The 13,503-nt window shown below is 43.8% G+C and carries 11 protein-coding genes and 1 riboswitch; of the genes, 1 reads left to right on the forward strand and 10 read right to left on the reverse strand.

What is annotated here, in order from left to right:
• Window positions 1-210: 210 nt before the first annotated feature.
• The 6 genes from FTU35_RS06925 to FTU35_RS06950 form a co-directional block, all read right to left on the reverse strand.
• The gene (locus FTU35_RS06925; RefSeq protein ID WP_004974255.1) at window positions 211-576 is read right to left on the reverse strand and encodes a YkgJ family cysteine cluster protein; all 366 of its coding nucleotides are present in this window, start codon (window positions 574-576) and stop codon (window positions 211-213) included.
• Between the two features lie 105 nt (window positions 577-681).
• Window positions 682-1,479 carry an MBL fold metallo-hydrolase gene (locus tag FTU35_RS06930; protein WP_004974253.1) on the reverse strand — a complete coding sequence of 266 codons (798 nt, stop codon included), beginning with the start codon at window positions 1,477-1,479 and terminating at the stop codon, window positions 682-684.
• A gap of 185 nt (window positions 1,480-1,664) precedes the next feature.
• Window positions 1,665-2,240 (reverse strand): TMEM165/GDT1 family protein, encoded by a 576-nt coding sequence (locus tag FTU35_RS06935; RefSeq protein ID WP_004974251.1) that lies wholly within the window; start codon window positions 2,238-2,240, stop codon window positions 1,665-1,667.
• 72 nt (window positions 2,241-2,312) lie between these two features.
• Window positions 2,313-2,472, reverse strand: a riboswitch (yybP-ykoY riboswitch).
• A 98-nt stretch (window positions 2,473-2,570) separates the two neighbouring features.
• Entirely contained in the window at window positions 2,571-4,550 is a 1,980-nt protein-coding gene (locus FTU35_RS06940) for a 2-oxo acid dehydrogenase subunit E2 (protein WP_180064630.1), read from the reverse strand.
• Between the two features lie 2 nt (window positions 4,551-4,552).
• Window positions 4,553-7,255 carry a pyruvate dehydrogenase (acetyl-transferring), homodimeric type gene (gene aceE, locus FTU35_RS06945; RefSeq protein WP_154320184.1) on the reverse strand — a complete coding sequence of 901 codons (2,703 nt, stop codon included), beginning with the start codon at window positions 7,253-7,255 and terminating at the stop codon, window positions 4,553-4,555.
• A gap of 368 nt (window positions 7,256-7,623) precedes the next feature.
• The gene (locus FTU35_RS06950) at window positions 7,624-8,307 is read right to left on the reverse strand and encodes a M23 family metallopeptidase (RefSeq protein ID WP_004974246.1); all 684 of its coding nucleotides are present in this window, start codon (window positions 8,305-8,307) and stop codon (window positions 7,624-7,626) included.
• Between the two features lie 106 nt (window positions 8,308-8,413).
• Here FTU35_RS06950 and FTU35_RS06955 point away from each other — a divergent pair, with 106 nt between their 5' ends.
• Window positions 8,414-8,854, forward strand: coding sequence for a DciA family protein (locus tag FTU35_RS06955; protein ID WP_004974242.1), 441 nt, complete (start codon window positions 8,414-8,416; stop codon window positions 8,852-8,854).
• A gap of 97 nt (window positions 8,855-8,951) precedes the next feature.
• Here the strand turns inward: FTU35_RS06955 and lpxC are convergent, their stop codons facing one another.
• The 4 genes from lpxC to FTU35_RS06975 form a co-directional block, all read right to left on the reverse strand.
• Window positions 8,952-9,854 (reverse strand): UDP-3-O-acyl-N-acetylglucosamine deacetylase, encoded by a 903-nt coding sequence (gene lpxC / locus FTU35_RS06960; RefSeq protein WP_004974240.1) that lies wholly within the window; start codon window positions 9,852-9,854, stop codon window positions 8,952-8,954.
• Window positions 9,855-9,977: 123 nt separating this feature from the next.
• On the reverse strand, window positions 9,978-11,159 hold the full coding sequence (gene ftsZ / locus FTU35_RS06965) for a cell division protein FtsZ (RefSeq protein ID WP_004974238.1): 1,182 nt from the start codon (window positions 11,157-11,159) through the stop codon (window positions 9,978-9,980).
• A gap of 159 nt (window positions 11,160-11,318) precedes the next feature.
• Window positions 11,319-12,581 (reverse strand): cell division protein FtsA, encoded by a 1,263-nt coding sequence (ftsA, locus tag FTU35_RS06970; protein WP_004974236.1) that lies wholly within the window; start codon window positions 12,579-12,581, stop codon window positions 11,319-11,321.
• A gap of 67 nt (window positions 12,582-12,648) precedes the next feature.
• On the reverse strand, window positions 12,649-13,503 hold the full coding sequence (locus FTU35_RS06975) for a cell division protein FtsQ/DivIB (protein WP_004974235.1): 855 nt from the start codon (window positions 13,501-13,503) through the stop codon (window positions 12,649-12,651).

The raw sequence follows: 13,503 nt of genomic DNA on the forward strand, positions 1-13,503 counted from the left end.
GTAATTTTCATCTAAAAATTGAGGTTTTCACTCCTAGTTTGCTTTTTAGCCACGCAAGTTTAAAACTTGCGAGGTTTCATTTTTCAGGCAGATAAAGCCGCTTCAATCTGAATCATGATTTGGCTATCTACCCAAAATTGAGCCACAAAAAAAGCAAAGCCGCAGCTTTGCTTTTCCAATCTGGATTGCGATCAACAACTTAAAGCACCATTAAACCACTTGATCGAAGTCATCATCATTCACAGAAATGGCTGGATCGACTTGCACAAATGGAATCATGTTATGCGCACGACGTGCTTTATTGCATTGATCATCGGCAATTTGCACTTCTTTACAAGAGCTGCTGCGTAATTCATAAATCCCGCAGCTCACTTGCTGTCCAACTTCACCTTCTAAAGCGACACAACGCGGCTGACTCTGATTGGTACCACACATGCATGAATAGACTGCTGTTACTGGTTCCGTGTAGTGCTCAGGCATATTCATGCCTTCAGCCCAATAAAATGAAACACGGAAATAAGCGCAACACGCGCCGCAGCTTAAGCAGGCATCGGCTGTAGGTACTTGAGACAACATTCGTTAAGTTCTCGTCATTAAAAAAATCGTTTTTGGGCGAAAATCTTAAAAAAAGTTGTTTTTGCACTCAAGTTTTTTTTACAGTTTTTTCAGCTTTTTTGTCGCTTATTCAGGGCAGCTAAAAACGTGTTCATCCATCAAATCGACGCCACATTCCAATGTTTCAATCCAGTCTAGGAATTGGTTCACCTGTTCTTTGCCCACAAATGGCGTACCGTGTTGCGGCACAATCATTTCAACGTCCATGGTGCGTACCATATTCACCCAGAGGCGAATCACTTTATTGGAACACATATAGCGCTGATGGAAACCTTTCATCGCAGGAATATGCGCAGCAAAATCAGTCAATGGAATTGAAGCATCTTCCACCATTGACGCACCCATATCACCAGAAAATAAAATTTTGGCGATAGGATCATAAAACTGGAAATTACCAACAGAGTGTAAGAAATGCGCAGGCACAGCAATAATTTTAGACTCGCCCAAAGGAATTGCCTGACCTTCATCTGGCAGTTCCACCAAACGATCTAACCAGTTGCCTTTCATACGGTCGCTCATAAAAGATGAGCTTAAGTGCGGCAAGAAACGCGCCCACAATTTTGATGCTACGATTTTTGCTTCGGTATAGACCAACCAACGCGGCATTGAAGTGATGATGTCTGGGTCTTGGTGCGATGCCATGACATAGTCAAGATTGGTCAAACGGGTATATTTGTTTAATTCCATGGTCAGTGGTACATAGGTCAGGTCGCCACCTGGGTCTAGCACTGCGGCACGGTTATTATCAATGATCAGAAATTGGTTGGCCTGAACACCTTCACCTTTGACCAAACTGGTAAAACTAATACATTTATGTGTCCCATTATCAAATAAGACCTGCGATGTTGTACGGTCAAATGCCATAACCAATCCCCAATTTTTTCATTTTAAAAATAGATTTTCTATCATTGAATAACATATAGCTATTTATGGAAAGTTACAATAAATAAAATGGCTCAGATTATCTGAAATATCAGTGAATTGCAGTACCATTCACATAAATAAATCCCGAGCAGTTTGCTCAGGATTTATGCATTTTAATGAATAATTTAGAATAAATAATGTTGCGCCAAAGTCGACACACCAATAATTAGGAAAATCAGTGCACCAATTTTATGAATTAAAGCAATTGGCAATCGGGTCGCTAATTTATTGCCAATAAATACCGCAGGTGCATTGGCCAGCATCATCCCCAAAGTGGTTCCAAGCATGACCCAAAACACGCTGTCATAACGTGCGGCTAAAGCCACTGTGGCAATTTGAGTTTTATCGCCAATTTCTGCCAAAAAGAACAATACAAAGGTCGCGCCAAATACACCGTATTTTTGCCACTTGTTGATGCTTTCAGTTTCATCATCTAGCTGGTCTGGAATAAGCATCCAAATCGCCATGCCAATAAAACCTAAAGACAAAATCCACAATAAAATTTCTGGGCTAAGTACCGTGGTAATCCACTGCCCTAAAACTGCAGAAAGTCCGTGGTTAATGAGTGTTGCCAGTAAAATAGCAACCAAGATTGGAGCAGGTTTACGAAAACGTGCCGCGAGTAATAAAGCCAATAGTTGGGTTTTATCACCCATTTCGGCTAAGGCGACAATGGCAGTCGAGATGAGGAATTCATACATGATGTTTTTCTCTGGCTAGCACACATACCAATGACCTATCCCTCCTGCTAGCCAAAATCTGCAGAGTGATAAATCAAAGGTCTTGCCAACAAAAGAAAGCTTGAAAAAGCAGACTTGGTTCTTTGCTATGATGACCATGTTCTGTGGAACAAATATGTTGACCATCACCTTTTTACTGCATTCAGTTGAAACAGAAATTAGTAAAAAGCGGCTACTCCCCAATGAAGTACAGCTATTCTAAACGGAATACTGCGGTTAAGCAAATTTAGCCGAATAACGGCAGTGACAAAAAACCCTGCCGCAGCAGGGTTTTATAAAGCTTTTCTGAGTTTAGAGCAGCAAGCTACGAATATCTGCCAACAACTGGGTCAGTTTATGGGTAAAACGTGCTGCATCTGCGCCATTAATTACCCGATGGTCATACGACAATGACAATGGCAACATCAAGCGCGGATCAAAGCCTTCACCATTCCAGACAGGCTGCATGGTCGCTGGTGAAATACCCAAAATCGCAACCTGCGGCCAGTTCACCAACGGCGTAAATGCCGTACCGCCAATCGAACCTAAACTGGTGATGGTAAAGTTTGCACCTTGTAAATCTTTAGGCGACAACTTTTTATCACGCGCTTTTTGACTCAACTCACCCAGTTCAATCGCAATTTGTTTAATCGATTTCTGATCTGGATTACGTAGTACAGGCACGGTTAAACCATCGGGGGTTGCCACCGCAATGCCCATGTGGATTTCTTTACGCAGCAGCACAGACTTTTGATCGTCTGCCAGATGCGCAGCGAAATATGGCTCATCTTTCAGCAAATGCGCTACTGCTTTGGCAATGAACGCCAAAATGGTCAAGCTAACACCTTCTTTTTTGAAGTTAGCTTTCAATTCACTGCGCCACGCTTCTAGCTCAGTAATATCGGCCAAATCAAATTGCGTGACTTGTGGAATGTAATTGTTCAGGGACAATTGCGGAATTGACACTTGTTGTAAGCGCGTCAAACCTTTTTCTTCCACGCCACCAAATGCACTAAAATCAGGCAACTTTGGCAAACCTGTAACTTGCTGTGTTGTAGCAGCGACAGGAGCAGTCTGCGGCGCAGTAAGACGCGCTTTAACATAAGCCTTCAAGTCTTCTTTGAGTACACGCGCATGCGGGCCAGTGGCGTTTACATCGGCTAAAACAACACCTAACTCACGCGCCAGTTTACGCACAGCAGGGCCTGCATACACTTTTGCATTGGCTTCATTTTGCGCCTTGCTCAATTTGTCTACATTCGTATGTGCACTTGCTGCAACCGTTGTGGTTTGTGCTGTAGATGCAGCACTGACTGCTGGCGATGTACTTGGTGCAGAGGCAACTTGAGCTGCTGCAACTGCTGTTGGTGCAGCTGCGCTTGCAGTTACTATCGTCACTAAGGCATTGCCCTGCGCAACACTTTGTCCTAATTCTACATGAATCGCTTGAATCACGCCTGCAGTAGTACTTGGCACTTCTACCGTAGCCTTGTCTGATTCCACCACAATCAAACTTTGGTCAGCAGCAACTGTATCACCTACTTGTACCAAAATTTCTGCCACTGTGGCTTTATCGACCCCTAAATCAGGCACTGCGACTTCAACCTGTGCTGATGCTGTTGTTTGTGGTGCAGATGCAGTTGCTGCGCTCGCTGTTGCAGCAGCCGCTTCTGCTGATGCCACTTGAGGTGTTTCCACCTGTGTGACTGCAGCAGCGGCGGTTTTCACTTTCAGAATCACCACACCTTCTTTTACGGTATCACCCGTATTGATTTGGATAGCGGTAACTGTACCCGACACCGTACTTGGCACTTCTACTGTAGCTTTGTCCGACTCCACCACAATAATACTTTGATCAACATCAATCGCATCGCCGACTTGTACTAAAATTTCCCCAACAACGGCTTTTTCCACGCCAATGTCCGGTACTTGTACATCTACTTCTTGCGCAGTGTTTGATGTCGCTGAGCTTGGTGCTGCAGCGACCACTGGTTCAGCATCTTGCTTCGGTGCCGCGTCCACTTCGGCTTGCGGTGCAGCAACTTCTGTAGCAACTGCGGTTTGAGCTTCTGTTTCTAGCTCAATCAGCACCGCACCTTCAGTCACTTCATCGCCTTGTTGTACCAAAATACTTTTCACTACCCCTGCAGCGGTGCTGGGTACTTCAACAGAAGCTTTGTCTGATTCCAACAGGACAATGCTGTCATCAACTGCAATCGTGTCGCCAACTTTAACAAGAATATCTGCAACAGTGGCTTTATCGACACCAATATCAGGCGTTTGAATTTGCATGATCAGTGCTCCTCTTTGTAGTCAGCAACCGCTTGTACTTCAGGAACCGCTTGCGGTGCCCACGCGACAGGACGATCTGTATCTAACTCAAATGTCGAGATTGCATCTTTGACCAAACGCGCATCGACTTCGCCTTCATCAGCCAGTTTTTTCAAGGTGGCTACCACAATATGTGCTGCATCGACCCCAAAGTAGCTACGCAAGTTACCGCGGGTATCGGAACGACCATAACCATCGGTACCTAAGGCAACAAATGGACGATTGTCTGGCAAGTAACCGCGAATTTGCTCGCTATAGGCGCGCATGTGATCGGTAGCAGACACGACAATGCCATCCTTGCCACGTAACTGTTGTGAGATCCACGGCTCTTTGCTTTCTTCAGCCAATGGATGCAAACGGTTGTATTCTTCACACGCCATACCATCACGCGCCAATTCATTAAAACTGGTCACACTGTAGACATTCGAGTGAATTTGATACTCTTCACGCAAGATTTTCGCCGCTTTGATGACTTCACGCAAAATCACGCCTGAACCCAGCAATTGAACCGTGGCTTTTTCATCTTCCTGCAGCAAATACATACCGCGCTTAATGCCTTCTTCCACACCTTGTGGCATTTCAGGATGCTCGTAGTTTTCATTCATTACAGTGAGGTAATAGAACACGCGCTCCTGATTGACATACATGCGTTGCAAACCATCATGCACAATCACGGCAAGCTCATAACCAAAGCATGGGTCATAGGACACACAGTTTGGAATAGTATTGGCTAAAATATGCGAGTGACCATCTTGGTGTTGCAAGCCTTCACCATTGAGTGTGGTACGTCCTGCAGTGGCACCCAACAAGAAACCTTGCGCCTGTGCATCACCTGCCGCCCATGCAATATCCCCAATACGTTGGAAACCAAACATGGAGTAATACATATACATTGGGATCATTGGTAAGTTATTGGTCGAATAACTGGTACCCAAAGCTGCCCAAGCACTCATTGCACCTGCTTCGTTAATGCCTTCTTGCAGCATGTGACCGTCTTTGGCTTCACGATAATGCATCAATTGTTCTTGGTCTTCAGGGGTGTATTTTTGCCCATGTGCGGCATAAATACCCAGTTGACGGAACATGCCTTCTAAACCGAAAGTACGTGCTTCATCGGGTACAATGGGTACCACACGGTCTTTAATGGCTTTTTCTTTGAGCAGGGCAGAAATCAAACGCACCATCACCATAGTGGTCGATTGTTCTTTGCCACCTGAACCTGCCAAGACTGAATCGAAAACTGATAATTCAGGAATTTGTAAAGCTTCGCTGTCTTTACGACGCGCAGGCAAATAACCACCCAACGCTTCGCGACGCGCTTTCATATATTTCAATTCAGGCGAATTTTCACTTGGACGATAGAACGGCACTTCTTCAAGTTGCTCATCGCTAAATGGCAAGTTGAAGCGGTCACGTACATATTTTAAAGAATCCAACTGCATTTTTTTGATTTGGTGGGTTTTGTTCACCGCTTCAATTTCATCAGACAAACCATAACCTTTGACAGTTTTGGCTAAAATGACCGTTGGCTGACCTTTAGCTTTGGTCGCTTCAGCATACGCCGCAAATACTTTGTACGGATCGTGACCACCACGGTTCAGGTTATCAATATCTTCATCGCTTAAATCTTTGACCAATTCTTTGGCTTCAGGATATTTACCAAAGAATTTCTCACGAGCGTATGCACCACCTTTCACTTGCAAGCGCTGATAATCACCATCCACCGCTTCTTCCATAATGGCTCTTAATGCACCTGTGTCGTCTTTGTCTAATAAAGCATCCCAATGACGCCCCCAGACCACTTTAATCACGCGCCAACCTGCGCCACGGAATAACGACTCAAGTTCTTGAATGATTTTACCGTTACCGCGTACAGGGCCATCTAAACGCTGTAAGTTACAGTTCACCACCCAAATCAGGTTATCTAGCTTTTCACGACCTGCCAGTGAAATTGCACCCAAACTTTCTGGCTCATCCATTTCACCATCGCCTAGATATGCCCAGACTTTACGGTCTTCTTCTTTAATTAAACCGCGGTTCATTAAGTATTTTTGAATATGTGCCTGATAAATTGACATGATTGGACCCAGACCCATCGATACCGTTGGGAACTGCCAATAGTCAGGCATTAAATAAGGATGTGGATAGCTAGGTAAACCGTTACCGCCCACTTCACGGCGGAAATTATTCAATTGATCTTCGGTTAAACGCCCTTCTAAAAATGAACGAGCATAAATACCAGGTGCACAGTGACCTTGGTAGTAAATCATGTCACCGCCAAAATGATCACTATTGGCGCGGAAGAAATAGTTAAAACCAACATCATATAATGTGGCTGAAGATGCGAAACTTGCAAGGTGACCACCTAAATCATCACCTGTTTTATTGGCACGCAATACCATCGCCAACGCATTCCAGCGAATTAGGGCGCGAATACGACGCTCCATATCCTGATCGCCCGGCATGGCAGGTTGTTCTTCCACTGAAATGGTATTGAGGTAGGGAGTATTTAATCGCTGAATGGGTACATGCTTTGCAATTGCACGTTGGTACAGTTTTTCGAGTAAAAATGCTGCCCGTTCAGTACCCATATGTTGTAACACAGCATCAAAGGCGTCTTGCCATTCTTGGGTTTCTTGTGAGTCCGTATCACCGTAAAACGCCATAATTCACTATTCCTAAGCCTAATCGTATGCTTTATATGTATCATAATTTAGACTTTAGTAGATATGGCTAATCTTAAATGCGTATCCTGCATACTATTTAGAAAATAAATAATGATTGACACTTTCTTACAGCAAATAACAAAAAACCGCCAATTTAGGCGGTTTTTTATACAATAAAGCAGATACTGCGTGTTATTATTTTTTTAGGTGATAAGTTGATGTCTGAAATGTCTCACTAGATTTCGCTAAAAGCTAAAACGTGAGTATAAAGAAAAGCGACCTTTGCCGCTTTAATTTCATGTTTTAATTTGTAGTTCGCGTGTAGTTTACAGTGAGTGTGGCTAGAGCATGAATTTCTAGCCAAAACATTACGGCAACATTGCTAAATAGGTAGAAGGGTTCTTACGTTGACCATCTTTCACTACTTCATAATGTAAGTGAGGACCTGTACAACGACCTGTACAACCCACGTTGGCAATATGTTCGCCTGCATCTACACGGTCACCCACACGTGCAATTAAACGTGAAGCGTGTGCGTAGCGCGTGATATAACCATTACCGTGGTTAATTTCTACATATTGACCATAACCTGTGCCCCAGCCTGACTTGGTCACAATACCTGGGCCAGTCGCATAAATTGGAGTACCGCTTGGTGCAGCAAGGTCTAAGCCAGAATGGTTTTCAGCACGACCACTCATGACACGACCGCCATAGTTCGAGCTAATACGTGCATTTGGTAATGGATGTGACACTAACCAAGCATAAGGATTTGAAGAAGCAAAACGGGTGCTGGTATTGGTACCGTATTTTTTTGCTAAAGACGCATTGTTTAATTCTGTAGTCTTTTCACGAAGCTTAACGGTCATCTGCGTTTGTGCAGGAACATCAATGTCTTGTGTTTCTGTATAAGAACCTTGTGACAAGGTGCGGGTTAATTGCTCAATACGATCAGTCGATGAATTTTGAGAATCTAACTCAACTAAATCAGCAAATGCGACAGATGCTGCCGAAGCTGCCAGTGAAAACGCTAATAAAATACGGCGCGAATGCATAAAAAAACCTCTTAACTGTTCTTACTTGAAGTTCCTTGTGATCTCTTCCTTGATATCTACTGAAAGGAGCGCATAAGATTAGGGCATAAACATGAAGGAATGATGTATGTCCGAACCTGTGAATCTCTTTCAACAAACAAGAAAACACATAAAAACAGGAAACCTAACGTTTCTCTCAACCCAAGTTGCTGCATGGCAGAAACTTGGCAAACTTATTCAACCTTTACTGCCGCAACCAGAGCAATGGCAGGTGGTTTGTTATCAACAAGGTGTCTTAACCATTACTGGAACGAATCAAGCGATGGTCAGTCAACTTGCTTATTTGCAAAAGCAATACATTACTCAACTGTCACAACTGCATGAACTGAAAGACATACAAAAAATTCAAGTTCGTTTAAGAGTTGAATCTCAAACGCCCCCAAAAAGCGAAAAGCCTTTAAGAACACTTAGTCCAGAAACTCAAGATATGTTACGAGGTGCTGCTGACTTTGTGAGCGACCCTAAGCTTAGCCAAGCTTTGTTACGTTTGGCAAGCAATAAAAAATAATTGTTTGCAGAAAACACCAAAAACTCGTGCTCAAATTTGTGATGAAATTCACATATTATTGTTGTTACATTATAACGTAGTAAGAAAAGACAATGACTTATGTCACATGCACAAAAGTGATCGGGCAAGAATTTATGTCATCAAATGTTACAATTTCATAACTGCTTGGATCGCTCTGAACATTGCGTAATAACTGATTATTTAAGGCATGTCCTGATTTATAACCATCAAACTTGGCAATAATTTGATGTCCAAGCAAGTACAAATCCCCCACAGCATCTAAAATTTTATGCCGTACAAACTCGTCCGAGAAGCGCAAACCTTCTTCATTGACCACGCCTGTATCATCTACCCCAATGGCATTATCTAAACTCGCACCCAAAGCCAAATTATTGGCTTTTAAATAGTCCAAATCTTTCATAAAGCCAAAAGTACGTGCGCCACTGACTTCATAGACAAAGGTTTCTGTAGAAAAATCGATGGTGGCAGACTGATATTCTTTTTTAAAGGCAGGATGATCAAAGTCGATGGTGAAATTGAGCTGAAAACCTTCATGCGGACTGAACACCGCACGTTTATCGTCAATTAAAGCTTCTACAGGTTTTAAAATTTTGATGAACTTTTTCGCAGCATCCTGTTCTTTTAAACCACCCTGCATCAACAAATAAATAAAAGGCCCTGCACTGCCGTCCATAATGGGCACTTCAGAGGCAGACACTTCAATAATCAAGTTATCAATGCCCAACCCTGCAATTGCACTCATAACATGCTCAATAGTGCCAACTTTGGCATTATCCTGAACCAAATTCGAGCACATAAATGCTTCTTGAATCAGCATGGCATCGGCTGGAATATCGACAGGCGGATTTAAATCGATACGACGAAACACAATTCCCCCATCGGCATGATGCGGCACAAAGTTGATCAATACTTTTTGACCACTGTGCAGACCAATACCGCTCGCCTTGACGACACGTTGTAGGGTACGTTGTTTCAGCATGTTCTCAATTCATCTAAATTTTAAAACCGCTATACGTTAGCATATTTAGCCATTGATAAAAAACAAAAAAGGCAGTTTAAAACTGCCTTTTCCCGATCACACAATGAAATTGAGGATCTTGGCTTATTTACGCTGCTGATTTTTCAAATAGTCTTGAATACTCATTGGCGTTGGACGCGCAGAGCCTGATGTTGTTGTCGCACTAATTGCAGGCGCAGTTTCTGCCTGCTGACGCTGAATTGCAGGCACATCATCTTCTTCTACTGCCGCTGTTGGTGCTGCAGAAGTGGTTTGTGTCACGGTGCGTTTTGCAGGCTCTGGTGTATCGCCTGTGTTACGCGCTAAACCAGTAGCAATAACAGTCACGCTAATTTCGTCACGCGCTTCAGGATCAAATACCGTACCGTAGAATACTTGGGTTTGTTCGGTATCTGAAAGTTGATGAATCACGTCCATGATCTCTTCGATTTCACCGAAGGTCACATCATCACCACCCGTTACGTTAATCAACAAGCCTTTGGCATTGGCAATGGTTACGCTATCGAGCAATGGGCTACGAATCGCTTGTTCAGCCGCTTGACGCGCACGGTTTTCACCACGACCTGAACCAACACCCATCATCGCATAACCGCGCGTACTCATCGCAGTTTTCAAGTCAGCAAAGTCTAGGTTGATGTGACCTGGACGTACCACCAAATCAAAAATACTGCGTACACCGTTCAACAAAACGTCATCGGCTTTTTTATACGCATCTTTCATTGAAATGTCGCGGTAAACTTTCATTAAACGCTGGTTTGGAATAATGATTAAAGAGTCTACATGCTGTTCTAATGCCGCAATCCCTTTTTCCGCAGAAAGTAAGCGACGCTTACCCTCAAAGTTAAATGGCGTAGTCACCACACCAACAGTCAAAATGCCCATTTCTTTGGCAATTTCAGCCACAACTGGCGCAGCACCTGTACCTGTACCACCGCCCATCCCTGCAGTCACAAACACCATGTCTGTGCCTTCAAGTTGCTGACAGATCAGCTCGCGGCTTTCTTCCGCTGCAGTTTGACCCACTTGAGGATCACCGCCCGCGCCTAAACCACGTGTGCTTTGCTCACCTAGCTGGATTTTGAATTGCGAATTCATGCGATCCAATGCTTGTTTGTCCGTATTGGCACAAACAAATTTTACACCCTGAATATCCGACTCAAGCATGTGCTGCACAGCGTTACCACCTGCACCACCCACACCAAACACAGTGAAACGGGCTTGACCGTTGCTATCGGTTTGATCATCTATAAATTCAAATGAGGCCATGACCTTTAGATTTCCTAATACGTTATTGGCAGTCACTTAAGCCCGTATACTGCCTTGATCTTCATAAAAATTATTTTTAAGAATGCTGTTCAACTTCTGGCTTGTCAAGTACCAGTGATGATCCGTACAACTTCCTAACAATATTCCCAAAAAACTCAACTAAAAAATAGATTTTAACTTTTCGTTCAAGCCAGACCATGCCCGTCCGACACGCCCCCAAACCGATAAGGTTTCAGGGTCTTCATGTTCTACAATCGTGTCTTGAGTATAGTTTTGACTATAAAGCAATAAGCCTGAAGCTGTTGCATATTGTGAACGGCGTAAGGCGGCCTGATGCGGTTCATCGGCATAAACTTGTGAAGGATGATTCCCCAAGTGTGCCGAAACACCCAACATACGACGTACCAAGCTGATCATGCCTTCAATTTGTGAGGCATCACCCGCCAAAACCACACCATGATATAAACCATGAATGGCACCGCTCTTTTCGAGTTCCTGACGAATTTGTGCAAAAATTTCTTCATAACGCGCAATAATAATTTCCGCCAGTTCAATACGGCTAATGGTTTGCGGCCCATCAATGCCCTGAATCTGAATCATGTGATCAGGTTTGACCACTTTCATATCTACACAGCCATACAATAGCTTAATCCGTTCAGCTTCTTCAGTTGTGGTTTGTAACACCGCTGCAATATCGCGGGTGACATGCTCACCACCACGCTGCAAAGTGTGTGCCAAGGCCAAACGTCCATCTAAATAAACTGCAATACTGGTCGTACCTGCGCCAATATCTACCAGACACACACCGTATTCTTTTTCATCTTTAAGCAGACTGGCTTCTGCAGTGGCTAAATTTGACACCACCATTTTTTCGACACCAATATTGGCACCTTTTAAAGCACGGTCTAAATTCTGCATGGTGCTAATAGGCAACATCATCAATTGATAATGCCCCGTCATGCTATGTGCTGACATACGAATTGGGTTTTGTACCCATTCACCCGAATCATCTAAATCGAAACCGAGTGGTACTGCGCTCACCAAATAATGGTCTGAGGTGAGGTGACTGGCTTTGGCCAAGTCCAATGCGCGTACCACTTCACTGGTGGTAATGGTGTGATCACTACTTTCAATAGGTGTGCGACCTGAAGCATAAAAGCTTTTTAGCTCTGCACTAGGAATAGAAATCCATGCCGAATGCACACGGCATTCCGCCATATCTTCTGCTTCTTGCACGGCATTTTTAATTGCAGTAATCACTTTATCGAGACTGACAATTTTTCCTTTACTCATGCCTCGATTACGTGCGGTGGCCATACCAATGACTTGGATATTGTCTGGCGCATGGACCTTAGCAATCAAAACTGAAACTTTGTGCGTCCCAATGTCAATCGCAACAACCGAGGGAACAGCTTCACTCATTTATTCACTACCATTACCAGTATGTTTAATTTATGGCTTAATGCCTCTATTTTTTTAAAGCCCAATATTATGGCTTTGCTCTTATTCCCTCTGCAATGCTTGTGTCATCAATCGTTACAACAAAGTGACCATTTGCAATTTTTGGCGGAATTGAGTTTTTCCATTGAATGGCTAAACCATTGCGATAACGCAAATCGATGGCGGATATTTTAGACCATACAGGTTTCAAATCACTTTGTGCAAGATGCCCCAAGCGCTGCAGCTTACTCATGGTTTGATCTTTATCTACAATAACACGTAGACCTGAATCAAACTGCATAAACCACGTCATACGTTCTGTTAAATATAGTTCTTTTAAACGATCGTTGACGGGTAAGAATAATTGGTTAATTTCATTATAACGACGCATCATCATTTTAGATTGATGCGTTGGCCCGTGTAATAACGGTAAATGTTGATTATTTTGTGGCGTGACCTCGGTAAAGACTTCACCGCTGTCACTGAGCAAACGACCTGTCCCCCAACGTGCAATTGGATGACGCGGCATAACCCGCACACGAATAGCATTCGGCCACGCACGTGAAACCACCACTCGATCTACCCAAGACAACTCCAAAGCGGTATCGCGGATTTGCTCTAGGTCAGAGGTGAAATAGTTCTTGGTCATTACAGGGTTCACATGCGTCATCACTTGGCGGTGTTCCGCATCTGAACGTGTACCCACTACATCTAGCTTGGCAATTTGTGCATCGGTCATGACTTTGTATAGCCCGTACGCACCCACTGCCAACACGAGCACCGCAACGCACAGCATTACCCAACCGCCAAAATGAATCAGCTTTTCTTTGGCTGTTGGCGGTTTGTCATGAATCGAGGTAATCGCTGCCCGTTTACGGCGCAAGGATGCAGGAAGTTGAGCCAT

The sequence above is a fragment of the Acinetobacter sp. YH12095 genome (assembly GCF_013419245.1).
Classification (GTDB): domain Bacteria; phylum Pseudomonadota; class Gammaproteobacteria; order Pseudomonadales; family Moraxellaceae; genus Acinetobacter; species Acinetobacter towneri.

Excerpts from the sequence above, each read along its gene's own strand:
- FTU35_RS06925 (WP_004974255.1), bottom strand. The coding sequence starts at position 576 with ATGTTGTCTCAAGTACCTACAGCCGATGCCTGCTTAAGCTGCGGCGCG.
- FTU35_RS06930 (WP_004974253.1), bottom strand. The coding sequence starts at position 1,479 with ATGGCATTTGACCGTACAACATCGCAGGTCTTATTTGATAATGGGACA.
- FTU35_RS06935 (WP_004974251.1), bottom strand. The coding sequence starts at position 2,240 with ATGTATGAATTCCTCATCTCGACTGCCATTGTCGCCTTAGCCGAAATG.
- FTU35_RS06940 (WP_180064630.1), bottom strand. The coding sequence starts at position 4,550 with ATGCAAATTCAAACGCCTGATATTGGTGTCGATAAAGCCACTGTTGCA.
- aceE (WP_154320184.1), bottom strand. The coding sequence starts at position 7,255 with ATGGCGTTTTACGGTGATACGGACTCACAAGAAACCCAAGAATGGCAA.
- FTU35_RS06950 (WP_004974246.1), bottom strand. The coding sequence starts at position 8,307 with ATGCATTCGCGCCGTATTTTATTAGCGTTTTCACTGGCAGCTTCGGCA.
- FTU35_RS06955 (WP_004974242.1), top strand. The coding sequence starts at position 8,414 with ATGTCCGAACCTGTGAATCTCTTTCAACAAACAAGAAAACACATAAAA.
- lpxC (WP_004974240.1), bottom strand. The coding sequence starts at position 9,854 with ATGCTGAAACAACGTACCCTACAACGTGTCGTCAAGGCGAGCGGTATT.
- ftsZ (WP_004974238.1), bottom strand. The coding sequence starts at position 11,159 with ATGGCCTCATTTGAATTTATAGATGATCAAACCGATAGCAACGGTCAA.
- ftsA (WP_004974236.1), bottom strand. The coding sequence starts at position 12,581 with ATGAGTGAAGCTGTTCCCTCGGTTGTTGCGATTGACATTGGGACGCAC.
- FTU35_RS06975 (WP_004974235.1), bottom strand. The coding sequence starts at position 13,503 with ATGGCTCAACTTCCTGCATCCTTGCGCCGTAAACGGGCAGCGATTACC.